This is a genomic window from Nostoc sp. NMS9, from assembly GCF_017114995.1.
In the GTDB taxonomy this organism is placed as follows: Bacteria; Cyanobacteriota; Cyanobacteriia; order Cyanobacteriales; family Nostocaceae; genus Nostoc.
In genome coordinates, this window is the sequence record NZ_JABXKL010000080.1 from 75,147 (window position 1) to 90,319 (window position 15,173).

Below are 15,173 nucleotides of genomic sequence, written 5' to 3' on the forward strand. Positions count from 1 at the left end.
AAACGATGATTCCTAACTAATGCCCAATGCCCAATGCCCCATGCCCCATTCCCTATTTTTCATATTGTTCATAAGCAGCAACAATACGCTGAACTAGAGGATGGCGCACAACATCTTTTTGGGAAAATTCGCAAAAGGCAATGCCTTCAACGTGTTTTAAAATTTGTAAAGCCACTCCTAAACCCGATTGTTGGTGAAGTGGTAAATCAGTTTGTGTCATGTCGCCTGTAATCACCATCCGCGAACGGAAACCCAAACGAGTCAAAACCATTTTCATCTGAGCGGGTGTAGTATTTTGAGCTTCATCGACAATTATAAAGGCGTTATTGAGAGTGCGTCCCCGCATATAAGCGAGTGGTGCGACTTCAATCACACCGCGTTCCATTAAACTGGGTACTTTTTCTGGGTCGATGAATTCATAAATAGCATCGTAAAGTGGGCGAAGATAGGGATTAACTTTCTGTTGTAAATCTCCAGGCAAAAAACCAAGTTTTTCACCAGCTTCGACGGCAGGGCGAGTTAAAATTAGCTTTTCAACTTGGTTGGCAAGGAGTGCTTGCACGGCGACAACAACAGCGAGATAAGTTTTACCAGTACCAGCAGGGCCAATTCCAAATGTGAGATCGCGTCTGCGGAGTGCGTCGATATATTGGCGCTGGCGGAAGGTTTTGGCACGGACTTGTTCACCCCGGCGACTTTTGGCGAGGACATCTCGCTGTAAATCTTGCAGTTCCCCTTGCCGATCGCTATCTATGGCTTGACGGGCTGTTAAAATATCGGCACTGGAAATAGTATTGCCTTTAATCCAGAGGTCTTCAAGCGATCGCACTAATCGAGAAGCCAGATCAATTTGCCCTTCAGTACCAGAAATCACTAATTCCTGTCCGCGTAGCACTAAAGTAGCTCCTGTTTGCCGAGATAAAATTTTGAGATTTTCTTCTCCATCTCCGCCAAGAGCGATCGCACTGGTAATATTCGGCAGCTGAATTGTTAAGGCACCTGCCATAGTATTTCTTAATTGGTGAGGATCTGTATTTGACAAAGGTTAATTTTTTCTCGCTAACGGCAAAATTATGCTTTTATTACCTACATCTTGAAAAATATTTGCGACAAATTAATCGTCTGTAGGGGGATACAGCTTGCCCATTGGTGTCAACTTAAGGTAAAACTCCTTTAAAACCTCGTTTCCAGCCTCTTGCTGGAAATGCTGCTCTGCCGCGAGTTCGGGAGGCGGCAGCCCCAAGGACGGCATTCCCAGTCGGAGCAGGGGAACGAGACAATATCTAAAAGCTTGTTCTAGGCTAGCTTTCACGTTAAGTTGACATCAATGACAGTTTGCCCTCATCCCCTAACCCCTTCTCCCTATAGGGAGAAGGGGAACTGGAGAATTTACTCCCCTCTCTCATGTTGAAAGAGCAGGGTGGTTTCATACAAGCAGAGAAAAACTAAAACTGGGTTTCAAAGCCTCTCTCCCCGTGGCGGAGAGGAATGGAAGTGAGGGAAAAAACCTGGACACAAAACGAGAAATCAAGACTTATGTATTTTTCTTTTTTCGTATGAAACCACCCTGCCTCTCCCATGTTGAAAGAGGGGCTGGGGGTGAGGGAAAGCTGTACGCTCTTACTGGTGAAGAGTTCAAAAAAAGATTTTTAAATCTTTTTGCTACTTTCCATCTTTATAAAAATTCTGAGCGGAGGTAACAACAACCGCTCAGATTTACTCTCTAGTTTCAACCTAGCGGAGGCGTGGCTTAACAATGGGTTTAGGCCCATCATTTGCACGCGGTTCTCTCTTAGTCGGCGGTGGCGATCGCTCTTCTGTGTCTTCATCAAAAGACATACCCTCGCGGCCCGGCGTGGTGCTGCCGTAGATATCCAGGTATGTTGATTGTCCAGCTGCGGCTGCGGCTGCGGCAATTACTGTGCGAATCGCCTGAATATTGCGTCCCCCTCGACCAAACACTTTTCCTTTATCTGTGCTTTCAAAGGCGATGCGAACCCAAACCCGGTTGAGGGCCTGAGAAATTTCACAATCGACACTTAATGTCTCTGGAGATTCCAAAAACGGCTGCACCAAAAACCGAACCAGCTCAACATAGTTGGGGCTAGCTGTTGGGAGTTTTGTTCCGAAATTATGATGCGGCTGTTGCACTGACCTGCTCAAAAACATTAGCTTTTACTAGAATCCGACGAACGGTGTCAGTGGGTTGAGCGCCTTGTTGTAGTCGCTTGACGATGGCGGGAACGTCTAGTCGCACTTCATCAGTTCTGGGGTTATAAAATCCCAACTCTTCTAAGGGACGGCCATCGCGGCGAGCGAGGTTGTTAATGGCGACAATGCGGTAACTTGCTTCCCGCTTTTTACCGAATCGTTTCAAGCGCAGTTTGATCATGGTTGAAGAATCATTCTCCTAATTGGTAAGTATGCCGAAATGCTAATTTTAGCACTCGTCTAGCCTTTGCTGCTATTAGTCATTAGTCATTAGCAAATTACCAATGCCCAATGCCCAATGACGCCAGTCGCCTCAAGTCGGGAAACCCGCCCACAGCGCTGGCTCCCCAATGCCCAGTAACTAAAGATTGCCAAAGCCTTTTTTCTTTTTATCTTTGGGTTTTTTCTTTTTCGTAGCTGGGGCACCATCATAACCTCGCCATCCGGGGGCTGGGGGACGATTACCAGCACCTGCGAAGGCGTTGCCCATACCCCCACCGCCAAACATTCCCGGCATTCCAGGGAAGCCACCTTGACCCATTTGCTGCATAAGCGATCGCATTTTTTGGAAATCACCCACCAGTTTAGTCACATCTGACTCTCTATAGCCGGAACCAGAAGCAATCCGCCGCCGCCGACTGGGAGAACTAGCTAATAAATCGGGGTCGTGGCGTTCTTGGCGAGTCATGGAGTTAATCATCGCCTCACAGCGCTTTAACTGAGTTTCTCCCTGCTTGAGTTGATCGTCTGAAAGCTTGTTCATCCCTGGAATCATCTTGATCAAGCCTCCCAGAGAACCCATGTTCTTCAGCATCCGCAACTGCTTGAGAAAGTCTGTAAAATCAAACTTCGCTGACAGGATTTTCTCCTGCATTTTCTCAGCATCGGCTAAGTCAAACTCTTCCTGGGCTTTTTCTACCAGGGTTAGCACATCGCCCATACCGAGAATCCGCGATGCCATGCGATCGGGATAAAACGGTTGCAGTGCCTCGACTTTCTCACCCACGCCCACAAACTTGATCGGCGCTCCCGAAATCTTTCGCACCGAAAGCGCAGCACCGCCACGGCTATCACCATCTAACTTGGTGAGAATCGCGCCAGTAATGCCGATCTGTTCATGGAAGGTGCGGGTAAGATTTGCGGCCTCTTGACCAGTCATCGCGTCCACCACCAACAGAGTTTCATGGGGTTGGACGGTTGCTTTGATGTGGGCTAATTCCGCCATCATATCTTCGTCAATTTGCAGGCGTCCAGCAGTATCAATAATTACTGTGTTGACACCTTCTGCCCTAGCGCGTTCTACACCTTGTCGGGCGATTTCTACGGGATCGGCATCGCTTCCTAGTTCAAATACTGGTACGTCAATTTGCTTACCCAACGTCACCAGTTGGTCGATCGCTGCTGGGCGATATACGTCTGTCGCCACCAACAAGCAGCTACGCTCTAATTTTCTCAGATGTAAGGCTAACTTCGCTGTAGCTGTGGTTTTACCAGTACCTTGCAACCCAGCCATGAGAATAATAGTAGGCTGTTCCTCGGCTTCTGCGATGGGAACATTTTCTTCTCCCATCACCTGCACCAGTTCATCATGAACAATTTTGATGAACTGTTGGTCAGGTCGCACGCCGGAAATCACCTCGGCTCCCTGTGCCTTGGCTTCGACTTCGCTAATAAAATCTTTGACTACCTGGAGATTGACATCTGCTTCCAACAGGGCGCGGCGCACTTCGCGCAATGCATCTTGAATGTTGGATTGAGAAATTTTGTCCTGTCCCCGCAGTTTTTTCCAGGCGGATTCTAAACGGTCAGATAATGCATCAAACATAATGTAATTACAGGTAGTTCGCCAATGGAGAATTCTAAACCGCCGATAAATGCGATTTGGAATTTTCGCTAAAGTTTTAACGTGCTATCTACCAGCTTAGTATTTTTCACCGCGACTGTAGCAACCAGATACGGATTGGGGATTGGGGAAGAAGCAGGGGAGCAGGGGAGCAGAGGAGCAGAGGAGAAGTTGCAGTAAGTTTTTCCCTCAGCAAGAACAGCACCCCGCCCCTCTGCCTCTTTTCTATAGTGGGAATTGGGGACTCTGATGATTGAATATTGGCTACTGCTGCGATCGCTAGTTCGTAATATTATCAGTTAGGTAGCTATGGTAGCCAAGATGTCGCAGCGAATCAAAGTATACTCATACTCGATATACCACTCGTCAAATTCATATATTGGTATCGCTCTTGCCGAAAAAGCATTGCAGGGTTTACCTGTTGATATTGAACGACGACCAATCTATATACCGAAGGAACGCGGGATAAAGGTAGCCGACTTACAAGGACGAAGTGAAAGCGCCCTATTATCGTCGTATCACAAAGAAGATTGTCTGCGATGGGCAAAAAAGTACGGTATTGAAATTCGGCTCAAGGAACTTGAAGAATTTGGTAGGTGGATCAAGCGCTGGGAGAAAATGAAGTTTGGTCGTGAAGAACTTCCCGCGAGAGCGTATTACGCTGCTTGTGGAACTGGGAAAGAGCATCTGCTTGATGCCGCCTTCTTTCGAGCGTCGTATATTGACCTACTTGATGTCAACGATGAGTCTGTGATTAAGAAAGTTGCAAATGATGTTGGGCTGAATGGCGATCGCATTCTTGAGTTAATCTACGGGGAAGCAGCTAAACAAGCAGCAATGGCAGCTTTGGCAGAATATGAGCAGTTTGGTTGTCCTGGAGTACCAACCTGGGTAGTGGAAGGTGAAAGATTTTGGGGAAAGGATCGTGTCGATTGGGTAACTGAAAAGGTAAAACAATTATGTAATACTGCCGTGACCAAAACAGTAATAAATGCTGAGTAAAAAAGTGATAATTTTCAGGTTAACTGGTAAAAATCATCACTTTAAGTCTTCGCTTATACTTGGTCTAATATCATGTCCGGTTAAAGACTTATCATTAAGACCGCTCCAGAGGCAGAGGGGCAGAGGTGCAGAGGGGATGGGTTTTTGGGCTTTCTGCATAGAGAAAGGGAATTATAACTAATTAGCCGGACATGATATAACACCTGGACTATTAGAAGCGCACAGCTAACTGTGCGCCCCTATGAATCACCTATATTCCACCCTACAAAAGATATCGGGTTATGAAATCCAGATTATTTAGTAATGATTTAGGTTAATGCCAGCTTCTTTTGCCATTGCTTCTAACCCATTAATTTGTAGGGTTTTAATTGCTTTGGTAGACAACTTTAATCTCACCCAGCGATTTCCAGCTTCCCACCAAACCCGCTTGTTTTGCAGATTAGCGTGCTGAAGGCGTTTAGTACGGCGGTGGGAGTGGGAAACAGCAAAAGCGTTATTTGCCTTCTTACCAGTTAGTTCACAGCGACGGGACATAGCAAGTATCTCCAGATTGTTATTTTAATACAGCCTTTCCATTTTAGGTCTTAGGCAGCAGAAGTAGGGAATGGGGAGTTGAGGGAGATGGGGGAGATGAGGGAGCATGGGAAGAATAACTATTAAACAATTCCCCATGCCCAATGCCCAATGCCCCACTCAGCACTATTTACTTGCTTGTTCCGTCAGCTTGGTGAGTACCTCATTCGATCGCTCGACGAAGGATTTCATTCCCTCAGCGTCAAATCCTTTCTGAGACATCAGCGCTAAATCGTAAACGTGTTGGCAAATCAAGTTGACTAATTGATCTGTAGGCGATTGACCATCACCTTGAATAATACTACCTTGGTTCAGATTTGCCAGATTTTGAATCAGCGGGTGAGCAGTATTCACCAGCAAAATGTGGTCTTCGGGGAACTCTGCTGACTGCTGCTGCATCATGGCGTTCATTTCGCGCAGGCGGCGGAGAATCTCTGGTAAAAGCACGATCGCAGGTGGCGTTCCTTGAGGATCGTCTGATTTCAAAGCTTCGGTACGGATGTTGAGTTTGGGTTTGTTGAGAGATTTCTCAAATAACTCTTTAATCGTCTCACTCCGAGTTTTGTTCGTCTTAGGATCAACAATTTCCGTAGCTTTGTCTTGTTCTAGCAGGGTATTATCTAAATCTGAGTCTACTCGCGTAAACTTGACATCCTGATATTCCCGTTCTAGGAAGTTGATAAAGTGGGTGTCAATGAAGGAGTCCATAAACAGGACTTCCAAACCTTGATTTTTGTGCAGTTCTATGTATGTAGCTTGGGTTGCTCCATCGGTGCTGTAGAAAACCCGGTTTTCGTGGCGTTCTTTGTTACGTTCTAGATACTCTTTCAGCGTAGTATAGGGAGCGCTGGGTGCTGAGTTCTCAGAACTGGGTGAAGGAGTGACATCTTGCCAAGCATCCCCGTCTGAAGACTGGACTTCAACCACTGGCGTTTCAGCAGCAACTTTTTCTGTCAACTTGGCGGTGGTGCGGAAGACGATGATATCTTCGATTTGTTTTTTGAATTTTTCGTCGTTGAGAACGCCGAATTTTACAAAAGTACCAAGGTCTTTCCACGCGCTAATGTATTGTTCACGATTATCGCGGAAAAGTTCTTTGAGGCGATCGCCTACTTTTTTGGCAATGTAGTCACCAATTCTCCGCACGGTGCGATCGCCTTGCAAGGCACTGCGCGATACATTTAGGGGAATATCGGTGCTATCAATTACACCCCGCATCGGCATCAGAAATTGCGGGATAATTTCTTCGCAGTTGTCGCTGACAAAAACTTGATTGCAAAATAGCTTGATCTGTCCTTTCGTAACATCTACATCCGGTTTCATTTTCGGGAAATACAGAATCCCATTGATGATAAAGGGATAGTCAGTATTTAGATGTACCCATAACAAAGGTTCTTCCTGAAAAGGATACAGATAGCGGTAAAACTCTAAATAATCTTCTTGAGTAAGATTACTCGGAGACTCTCGCCACGGTGCTTTTTGCTTATTTACTACTTCGCCATCTAGTTTAATCGGGACTGGCAAAAAGTCACAGTATGTCTTGACAAGATTCTTAATTCGTGCAGATTCGAGAAATTCCTCTTCTTCCCCTTGCAGGCTGAGAGTAATAGTAGTACCGCGAGTTGTTCGGGAAGATTCTTCGAGAGTGAAAGCTGGAGAACCATCACAAGACCAGTGAACCGCCTGCGCCCCTTCTTGGTAAGATAAGGTATCAATTTCTACCTTTTGCGCCACCATGAAGGAAGAGTAGAAACCAAGACCGAAGTGGCCGATTATCGGTTGATCTGATTTGCCTTCATACTTATGAATAAATTCTTCAGCACTAGAGAAGGCAACCTGATTGATATATTTCTTAACTTCATCTGCGGTCATCCCGATACCATTATCGGAGATGGATAGGGTTTTCTTATCTTTGTCAATGGCAAGTTCAATTTCTGGTTCGCCAATGTCTCCAGCATAATCGCCAGCGCGGGATACCATTTTTAGCTTTTGGATGGCGTCTACAGCGTTGGATACCAGTTCCCGCAAGAAGATTTGGTGATCTGAATAGAGCGACTTCTTAATGATCGGGAAAATATTCTCAGTATGAATACTGATAGTGCCTTGTTCTAGCATAATTGGTAGTTTTCGATGTTAGTATCTGAAACGATGATAGTAGGTAATACAACCTAGCCATCTGTTTTCCAGGATAAACCCGGAGAACACAGAAGGGCATGATACCAATTAGGATTTTAAAAGCATAGCTTAGGCGAGCGCTCGTTTTTTGAGCATTGTTTGCCGCCATTTTCTGATTCGGATTCCCCTACTTACGACTCCCCACTCCCCACAGATTGCTGTTTAAGTATTACTAGAATTCTTTTCCAACACCAAAAAATAATGGTATGGATAAGTGGGATCGATAAATTCTTGCTTAACAGTTAACCCAGCTTTGGCAACAGAGTTTAAAATCCGCGTTTTCGGATATCCTTTTAAACCCATTTCCCAGCAGTGTTCGTCACAGACTGGCGTTGTACTCCAGAATTTTGGGACATTGAATAGTAAATGCCTTGGTCTGCCAGAGAAAGAGGTTTTGACCTGAAAGGAGAGGTATTGAGTGCAATAGGGAATCGAAATCACCAAAAATTTCTTGGTTGCAATAGCGAGTTTTCTCAATGCTTCTTCTGACTGTTCGTAGGGGAAGTGTTCCAGAACTTGAAACAGGACAATTGCATCAAATTTATCTTTTGGTAAGGAAAAATTTGTAGTCAAATCCAAAATTATTTCTGGCTTGAGGCTGGGGTCAACATCAGCAGTAGAGACGTTGTATCCATTATTCTTCAAAATGTCTGTTAACAGAGAATTAAAAATCCCAATTTCCAGAACGTTTTTTACCTGATTACCCAGCGAAAAAATTAGACGCAACTGGTGATGGTAACTGATGAGGCGATTTTTTGATAAATATTCTGAATTTCTAATATCTAACGAGCTGATGAGTTGCATAAATAAGCCTACCTAAGCTGAGAGATTAATAAATTTGGTGGGTATACAACTACAGGATTCCCGGAACAATCATCAAAGTAACAGTACCTTGTTTCGTTTGTATACAATACATCTCCTAGAAGGCTACGGTGTACACACATCTTGGTAATGAAGCCCAAACCCTGGATTTACCCGCCTTAATCCCCCCTTGTAAAGGGGGGAAATATCCGGTTCTCCCCTTTGCTAAAGGGGGAAACATCCGGTTCTCCCCCTTAGCAAGGGGGAGTTAGAGGGGGTGAGAAGGACTTGTTTGTATACACACCGTAGCCTAGAAGGAGAGAGGCTTTGAAGGGGGATCTTCGAGGGCAAAATATCACTAACACCAAGCGTATTGGGTTAACGAGTAGGATTCTACGCGCTAAAGTATTTGGCTAACGGGTGATAGGTAATAATCGCAGTGGTAGACTGTTCTGGATAAAGTTGTTCGCTTTCATCCATATACAAGTTAATCCTGTCAGTCTGCAATAACTCCAGTTGCTTGTACTGGTCTTGAATATTTGGACAAGCTGGATACCCAAAACTATACCGCGAGCCACGATAGCGTTGTGCTAATATATCCCGAATATTGTCAGGTTCTTCAGCAGCAAAACCTAACTCCCGGCGAATTCTGGCATGTGTCCATTCAGCTACAGCTTCCGCCACCTGCACCGCCATGCCGTGGAAATACAGATAATCGGTGTATTGATTGGCAGCAAACAGCTTTTGAGCGAACTCTGTGGCAATTTCCCCTACAGTCACCGCTTGCATTGGGAAGACATCAATAATTCCCGACTCCTTCGGTGCAAAGAAATCTGCTATGCATAGCCGCCTTAACGACTTTTGTCTGGGAAACTCGAAAGTTGCAACCTGTTGTGATTGGTTCTCTGAGTCATATATATGTAGAGAATTCCCCTCAGATTGACAAGGGAAATACCCATAAATCACCTGGGGATGTAACAGATTCTCTTCAATAATTCGCTGTTTCCAACTTTCTAAAACTGGGTAGACTTTCTCAGCTAAGAAATCCTGATATTCTTCCTTAGATTGTTCCTTTGGTTTGCGGAATTGCCACTGTCCAGCAATTAAAGCTTGTAAATCCAAATGCCAGAATATTTCCTCAATGGGAATATCACTAGGCTGCAATAACTTCGTTCCCCAAAAAGGCGGTGTGGGACGTTCAATATCTACAGCCACAGCTTCGGAACGTCTCGTATCTACTACTTTTGGTTCAGCAGATGTTTCTTCAGCAGTTGTAGCTTTTGGTTCTTTGTTACCATTTGTCGAAACTTCAGCCGTTTCGACTTCGTTCAAAAATCCCTGCAAATCTTCCCAGTTATTAGTTGCCTTTGCTGGCATTAATTTATCCATGAAGTGCAAGTCAGAAAAGGCATCTTTGCCATAAACAACTTTACCTTTGTAGGTATTTTGGCAATCTTCATACACAAACTTGGGAGTCAGCGCCGCACCACCTAAAATTACAGGGACACTAATTCCTTTTTCGTTGAATACCTCCAAGTTCTCTTTCATGAAGGCGGTGGATTTTACCAGCAAACCACTCATGGCTATACAATCAGCTTTATTCTGTTCGTAAGCATTGATGATGTTTTCGACTGGCTGCTTAATTCCCAGGTTAATCACCTTGTAGCCGTTGTTAGACAAGATGATATCCACCAAGTTTTTACCAATGTCGTGGACATCGCCTTTAACTGTGGCAATGATAAAGGTTCCCTTAGCATTGTTGCCTGATTCTGATTTTTCCATGAACGGTTCTAGAAACGCTACCGCCGCTTTCATGGTTTCCGCAGATTGCAGAACGAAGGGTAGCTGCATTTGTCCAGAACCGAATAATTCCCCGACAACTTTCATCCCATCTAGCAAGAAGGTGTTGATAATTTCTAAGGGGGGATGTTCTTCTAAGGCTTTTTTCAAATGTTCTTCTAAACCTATGCGTTCGCCGTCGATGATATGGCGTTTGAGACGTTCTGGGATGGGGAGACTTTCATCTAAGGAGCGATCGCGTTTTGTTGTCACTCCAGCAAAGGCTGTGGTAAGCTCTCCCAAGGGATCATAAACGCAAACATTACCATCAAATTTCCGTTCATCATAAATCAACTGACGACAGATTTCTTGATGGCGTTCGTCAATCTTTGAGAGCGGTAAAATCTTGTTAGCGCTGACAATGGCTGCATCCATTCCCGCCGTCGTCGCTTCGTGCAAAAAGACTGAGTTTAGAACCATCCGCGAGGCTGGATTCAAACCAAAGGAAATATTGGAAACACCCAAAATCACATGACATCCAGGTAATCCTTCACGAATCCGCCGGATGGATTCAATGGTGGCTTTACCGTTTTCTCGGTCTTCTTCAATCCCGGTAGAAATTGGTAACGCTAGGGTATCAAAGAATATTTCTGTGGGTGGTATGCCAAATTCTACAGCTTGACGGTATGCACGCTCTGCGATCGCAAACTTTTTGTCTGCTGTCCGTGCCATTCCATCTTCATCGATAGTACCAATGACTATACCAGCACCGTACTTCTTCGCCAACTCCAGCACTTTCAAAAAGCGCGGTTCCCCATCTTCGTAGTTGGTGGAATTCAGCAAACACTTACCACCGGCAACCTTTAAACCCGCCTCCATCTTTTCCCATTCTGTGGAATCGAGCATTAAAGGCAGTGTGACATTATTAACAATGCGCGAAACTAATTCGTGCATATCCCGTACACCGTCACGTCCCACATAATCGACGTTGACATCAAGGATATGTGCGCCTTCTTTTACTTGCGCCCTCGCCATTGAAACGAGTCCATCCCAATCTTCGGCATTTAGCAAATCGCGGCACTTCTTGGAACCACTGGCGTTAAGACGTTCGCCAACAATCAAGAAGGAATTATCTTGGTCGTAAGGCTGAGTGGTGTAAATTGATGCTGCCGCTGGTTCTAAGCTAGGTTGTCTAATTTTTGGCTTCAGGTCTTTAGCAAGTTCTGCCAATTGTTGAATGTGTTCTGGACGCGTCCCACAGCAACCCCCGATCACTTGGACACCCAAATCTTCAACAAAATGCATCAATGACATCCGTAATTCCAACGGTGTCAAGCGGTAGTGCGCTTGACCGCCGACGTTTTCAGGTAAACCCGCGTTGGGAATACAGGAAACGATGAAAGGTGAATGTTCTGCCAGATACTTGATATGTGGTTTCATCAAGTCTGGGCCTGTGGCGCAGTTTAGACCGAGAATATCTATTGGGTAATGTTCCAGAATTGTCAGCACAGCGCTGATTTCTGAACCAACCAACATTGTGCCCATGCTTTCCATTGTCACAGACACCATCAACGGCCGGCGATCGCCTTTTTTGGCAAACACTTCTTCAATACCATTCAGCGCCGCCTTAATTTGCAGCACATCTTGGCAAGTCTCCACCAGAAATAAATCCACACCACCATCCCACAGCGCCTCTGCTTGTTGAGCAAAAGTAGCTTTCATGGTGTCAAAGTCAATATGTCCCAAGGTAGGGAGTTTCGTTGTCGGGCCGATGGAACCTGCCACAAACCGGGGTTTTTCTGGCGTGGAAAATTCCGCAGCCACACGCTTGGCCAATTCGGCGGCTGTCTTGCTGAGGTAGTAGGCTTGGTCTGCCAAGTCATATTCTGCCAGCACCAGGGACGTACTACCAAAGGTATCGGTTTCAATCACATCAGCACCAGCAGCGAGAAAGTCGCGGTGAACCTTAGCGACAGCTTCGGGGTTCGTGTGGACTAAGTATTCGTTACAACCTTCATACTGTGGGCCACCGAAGTCTTCAGCAGTCAGGTTTTGGGTTTGGAGGTTGGTTCCCATCGCCCCGTCGAAAACGAGGACTGGGCTATCTGGACTACGCAGGCGTTCAAGGAAAGGATGAGTCATATTTTCCTAGAATAAATGAGGAAATCAAGTGAGTCTTGTGATACTCCACTTACTTTATTATTTTCTCAAATTGTGATATTTTGGGCACCTTTTAATAAAGTCAGTTTTGCTGAAACTCACCATTCGCTTATTTTGACCTGATTTATCAAGGTTGGCGACGACAGAATTATGCAAAAGCGCCCTCATATCATGTCTGCTTGATTGCTTATTAAACCCGAAGAACCCCACCCCGCCAAAGCTACGCTTTGTCTCCCCTCCCCGCAAGCGGGGAGGGGTTGGGGGTGGGGTGTAATGACTGTGGTTAGCATAACTAAATTATGCGGGTATGATATCACTCTAGAGTCGCTGGCTCACAAACAAAGCCATAAAAATGTTGGGTTGAGGAACGAAACGCAACCTACATTGGAGTTATTTTTTAGGCAAAACCTACATAGTATTGACATAGGTGGGGTTTCACTGAATTCTACACATAGTCAGATGAAATACTTTCGCCAAGTTTCCTATCTTAGGATCACAACTTAGAGTTGTCACTCCGTTCAGCTCAAAGATGGAAAAAACACCAGGAGTATAACTTGAGTCCTACTATGGATTTAATTTCTTTGTTCAATCTAAATACATTTATTGAATTATTACTGGGGATTAGTTTGAGCGCGGCGGCTGGCTTTCGAGTATTTGTACCACTGCTAGCATTGAGTGGGGCTTCAGTTTTTGGACATTTAGATTTGCCGACTAACTTTGATTGGCTGGAAACACCTCAAGCTGTAATTGTATTTGCAGTCGCTTGTTTGCTGGAAATTACCGGTTATTACATTCCTTGGTTGGATCATCTGCTGGATATTGTTGCCACACCTGCGGCATTTATCGCCGGGACAATCGTAACAGCATCTGTTGCTCCAGAGATGAATCCACTCGTGCAATGGACGTTAGCTTTAATTGCAGGTGGTGGAACCGCAGGATTAACTAAGGGATTAATGAATACATTGCGGATAAGTTCTACAGGCGTTTCAGGTGGATTAACTAATCCAATTGTGTCAACCATTGAGTTGGTCATCGCAATTGCACTGTCTGTGCTGGCGCTAGCTTTACCAGTGGTAGCAGGAGTGATTGTGATTGGTTTTCTAATAATAGCTATTCAAAGAATCTGGAATTTCTTCTTCAATAAACCATCTTCTCAAATTAATGAAACTGTCTCTCCATCAAGAGAATTGGGATAAGTACTTATGGATTTGTTTTATAGGTGCTTAGGCGTAGCCCGTCGTAGACATCGCAATTATAAAGCGATCGCTATTAGTGTTAGTGCCAAAGTTCAGGAGAATCGTAGGTTGGGTTGAGGAACGAAACACAACATCACCGCGCTGTAAGTTCATCAGCAAATACTTCGTCGTAAATGTCATTCTCAGGACTTACCCAATCCTGATAAGCCTGAGATTCAACAGTAGGATTAACAGATTTTTCCCCATTCTTGAAAGAAAGAGCTAAATCTAGCAATGCTGATAACTGCTCATCATTCAGTTGTTCAATCAAACTTAGAAGTTCTTGACGAATACTCATGGAATTACCGACTGCTAACTATATTCAATGTATGTCATAAGACGATCGCCTGTAGCGTTAATGGTGCGTAGGCGTAGCCCGTTGTAGACATCGCAATTATAAGATGGACAATGTGTATCAGGCTGTCTCACTCGCCTGAGAAGAAAATTTAGTCAGCATCCAACATTTTAGACTTGAAGTAATGGAACATAGTTCAGAGAAGGGATAAAATCTGGAGGTTGCCTTGAGCATTGTACAAACTGCCACCGAAAAAATGCGGTCACTCCCACCAGAGAAGCAACAAGAGGTTTTAGATTTTATTGAGTTTCTACAAAGTAAGTTAGCACAACAAAATATTAACCAAGAACAGCAGGAGCCTATTTCATTTTTGACAGCTGCTCAACAACTTGCTGGTTGTGTTGACGGTGGCCCCGGTGATTTGGCTACGAACAAACAATATCTTGAAGGTTTAGGAAGTGAATGAAGCAGCGAGTCATCATCGATACAGGGCCATTAGTAGCATTTATTAATCGCAGAGAGCATTTTCATGCCTGGGTAATCAACACCTTAGCTACAATTGGGCAACCTTTACTTACTTGTGAAGCTGTAATTGTCGAGACTTGTTTTTTGTTACGGAATATTTACGGTGGTCAAGAAGCGGTGATGTCTTTGCTCAGTGCCGAAAACATCTTAATTCCAATGCGCTTAAGTGAGTCACGTCGCTTCGCTCCGAATTCAAAATTCAAAATTCAAAATTCAAAATTCTTATCCCCATAAATAAATTTAGGGGCTTGAAATAAGGACACATTATTTCTCGTGCTTCGCATCTCGAAATAAATCTTTTTTCTTGTCCATAAATTAATTTAGGGGCTTGTATCATGAGTCTGTTTTGGTCAGCAGCAGAGATTGAAGAATTATTGCGGCGATATCAGTCGGTTCCAATGTCGTTAGCAGATGCGTGTTTGGTGAGGATGGCACAACTGTATCCTGAAAGTGAATTGCTCACATTTGATAGCGATTTTAGGATTTATCGCCAGAATCGTAATCAATTGATTTCTGTGATTATGCCAAAGGATGTGTGAGCAATCGGGGTAAGCTAAAATGCCTAAAGTCACGA

16 protein-coding genes are annotated in these 15,173 nt (G+C 44.6%); 5 read left to right on the forward strand and 11 right to left on the reverse strand.

Features of this window, described 5'->3' with window-relative positions:
• Window positions 1–52: 52 nt before the first annotated feature.
• The 5 genes from HWQ40_RS24640 to ffh all read right to left on the reverse strand — a co-directional run bounded on the left by HWQ40_RS24640 (window position 53) and on the right by ffh (window position 4,036).
• Complete coding sequence (locus tag HWQ40_RS24640; RefSeq protein WP_292783035.1) at window positions 53–1,006, reverse strand: PhoH family protein; 954 nt, start codon at window positions 1,004–1,006, stop codon at window positions 53–55.
• 108 nt (window positions 1,007–1,114) lie between these two features.
• Complete coding sequence (locus tag HWQ40_RS24645; protein ID WP_292783037.1) at window positions 1,115–1,312, reverse strand: hypothetical protein; 198 nt, start codon at window positions 1,310–1,312, stop codon at window positions 1,115–1,117.
• Between the two features lie 422 nt (window positions 1,313–1,734).
• A complete protein-coding gene (locus HWQ40_RS24650) occupies window positions 1,735–2,169 on the reverse strand; it encodes a KH domain-containing protein (protein WP_104906786.1) in 435 nt (144 codons plus the stop codon).
• On the reverse strand, window positions 2,132–2,392 hold the full coding sequence (gene rpsP / locus HWQ40_RS24655) for a 30S ribosomal protein S16 (protein ID WP_292783039.1): 261 nt from the start codon (window positions 2,390–2,392) through the stop codon (window positions 2,132–2,134). Before rpsP ends, HWQ40_RS24650 begins: the two co-directional genes overlap by 38 nt.
• 180 nt (window positions 2,393–2,572) lie before the next feature.
• A complete protein-coding gene (gene ffh / locus HWQ40_RS24660) occupies window positions 2,573–4,036 on the reverse strand; it encodes a signal recognition particle protein (RefSeq protein WP_292783041.1) in 1,464 nt (487 codons plus the stop codon).
• Between the two features lie 327 nt (window positions 4,037–4,363).
• Between ffh and HWQ40_RS24665 the strand changes: the two genes are divergently transcribed.
• On the forward strand, window positions 4,364–5,056 hold the full coding sequence (locus HWQ40_RS24665) for a DsbA family protein (protein ID WP_292783044.1): 693 nt from the start codon (window positions 4,364–4,366) through the stop codon (window positions 5,054–5,056).
• 297 nt (window positions 5,057–5,353) lie between these two features.
• Here the strand turns inward: HWQ40_RS24665 and rpmB are convergent, their stop codons facing one another.
• The 4 genes from rpmB to metH form a co-directional block, all read right to left on the reverse strand.
• Complete coding sequence (gene rpmB, locus HWQ40_RS24670) at window positions 5,354–5,590, reverse strand: 50S ribosomal protein L28 (protein WP_094350731.1); 237 nt, start codon at window positions 5,588–5,590, stop codon at window positions 5,354–5,356.
• A 165-nt stretch (window positions 5,591–5,755) separates the two neighbouring features.
• Entirely contained in the window at window positions 5,756–7,744 is a 1,989-nt protein-coding gene (gene htpG / locus HWQ40_RS24675) for a molecular chaperone HtpG (RefSeq protein WP_292783047.1), read from the reverse strand.
• 222 nt (window positions 7,745–7,966) lie between these two features.
• Window positions 7,967–8,608, reverse strand: coding sequence for a methyltransferase domain-containing protein (locus HWQ40_RS24680; protein ID WP_292783050.1), 642 nt, complete (start codon window positions 8,606–8,608; stop codon window positions 7,967–7,969).
• A gap of 390 nt (window positions 8,609–8,998) precedes the next feature.
• A complete protein-coding gene (metH, locus tag HWQ40_RS24685) occupies window positions 8,999–12,526 on the reverse strand; it encodes a methionine synthase (protein WP_292783052.1) in 3,528 nt (1,175 codons plus the stop codon).
• 584 nt (window positions 12,527–13,110) lie between these two features.
• On the opposite strand from metH, the gene HWQ40_RS24690 reads away from it, so the two are divergent.
• Window positions 13,111–13,740: a DUF4126 domain-containing protein gene (locus HWQ40_RS24690; RefSeq protein ID WP_292783055.1), complete on the forward strand. Its 630-nt coding sequence runs from the start codon at window positions 13,111–13,113 to the stop codon at window positions 13,738–13,740.
• A gap of 27 nt (window positions 13,741–13,767) precedes the next feature.
• Here the strand turns inward: HWQ40_RS24690 and HWQ40_RS24695 are convergent, their stop codons facing one another.
• Complete coding sequence (locus HWQ40_RS24695; protein ID WP_292783057.1) at window positions 13,768–13,893, reverse strand: hypothetical protein; 126 nt, start codon at window positions 13,891–13,893, stop codon at window positions 13,768–13,770.
• Window positions 13,874–14,077 carry a hypothetical protein gene (locus HWQ40_RS24700; protein ID WP_292783060.1) on the reverse strand — a complete coding sequence of 68 codons (204 nt, stop codon included), beginning with the start codon at window positions 14,075–14,077 and terminating at the stop codon, window positions 13,874–13,876. Before HWQ40_RS24700 ends, HWQ40_RS24695 begins: the two co-directional genes overlap by 20 nt.
• A 223-nt stretch (window positions 14,078–14,300) precedes the next feature.
• On the opposite strand from HWQ40_RS24700, the gene HWQ40_RS24705 reads away from it, so the two are divergent.
• The 3 genes from HWQ40_RS24705 to HWQ40_RS24715 all read left to right on the forward strand — a co-directional run bounded on the left by HWQ40_RS24705 (window position 14,301) and on the right by HWQ40_RS24715 (window position 15,138).
• Entirely contained in the window at window positions 14,301–14,540 is a 240-nt protein-coding gene (locus HWQ40_RS24705; RefSeq protein ID WP_292783063.1) for a DUF2281 domain-containing protein, read from the forward strand.
• Entirely contained in the window at window positions 14,537–14,833 is a 297-nt protein-coding gene (locus HWQ40_RS24710) for a hypothetical protein (RefSeq protein WP_292783065.1), read from the forward strand. The genes HWQ40_RS24705 and HWQ40_RS24710 overlap by 4 nt, the downstream gene beginning before the upstream one ends.
• Window positions 14,834–14,934: 101 nt before the next feature.
• Window positions 14,935–15,138, forward strand: coding sequence for a hypothetical protein (locus HWQ40_RS24715; RefSeq protein WP_292783067.1), 204 nt, complete (start codon window positions 14,935–14,937; stop codon window positions 15,136–15,138).
• Window positions 15,139–15,173 lie beyond the last annotated feature (35 nt).

Bases quoted from the DNA above. Each gene is read 5' to 3' on its own strand.
- HWQ40_RS24640 (WP_292783035.1), bottom strand. From the start codon at position 1,006: ATGGCAGGTGCCTTAACAATTCAGCTGCCGAATATTACCAGTGCGATC.
- HWQ40_RS24650 (WP_104906786.1), bottom strand. From the start codon at position 2,169: ATGTTTTTGAGCAGGTCAGTGCAACAGCCGCATCATAATTTCGGAACA.
- rpsP (WP_292783039.1), bottom strand. From the start codon at position 2,392: ATGATCAAACTGCGCTTGAAACGATTCGGTAAAAAGCGGGAAGCAAGT.
- ffh (WP_292783041.1), bottom strand. From the start codon at position 4,036: ATGTTTGATGCATTATCTGACCGTTTAGAATCCGCCTGGAAAAAACTG.
- HWQ40_RS24665 (WP_292783044.1), top strand. From the start codon at position 4,364: ATGGTAGCCAAGATGTCGCAGCGAATCAAAGTATACTCATACTCGATA.
- rpmB (WP_094350731.1), bottom strand. From the start codon at position 5,590: ATGTCCCGTCGCTGTGAACTAACTGGTAAGAAGGCAAATAACGCTTTT.
- htpG (WP_292783047.1), bottom strand. From the start codon at position 7,744: ATGCTAGAACAAGGCACTATCAGTATTCATACTGAGAATATTTTCCCG.
- HWQ40_RS24680 (WP_292783050.1), bottom strand. From the start codon at position 8,608: ATGCAACTCATCAGCTCGTTAGATATTAGAAATTCAGAATATTTATCA.
- metH (WP_292783052.1), bottom strand. From the start codon at position 12,526: ATGACTCATCCTTTCCTTGAACGCCTGCGTAGTCCAGATAGCCCAGTC.
- HWQ40_RS24690 (WP_292783055.1), top strand. From the start codon at position 13,111: ATGGATTTAATTTCTTTGTTCAATCTAAATACATTTATTGAATTATTA.
- HWQ40_RS24695 (WP_292783057.1), bottom strand. From the start codon at position 13,893: ATGAACTTACAGCGCGGTGATGTTGTGTTTCGTTCCTCAACCCAACCT.
- HWQ40_RS24700 (WP_292783060.1), bottom strand. From the start codon at position 14,077: ATGAGTATTCGTCAAGAACTTCTAAGTTTGATTGAACAACTGAATGAT.
- HWQ40_RS24710 (WP_292783065.1), top strand. From the start codon at position 14,537: ATGAAGCAGCGAGTCATCATCGATACAGGGCCATTAGTAGCATTTATT.
- HWQ40_RS24715 (WP_292783067.1), top strand. From the start codon at position 14,935: ATGAGTCTGTTTTGGTCAGCAGCAGAGATTGAAGAATTATTGCGGCGA.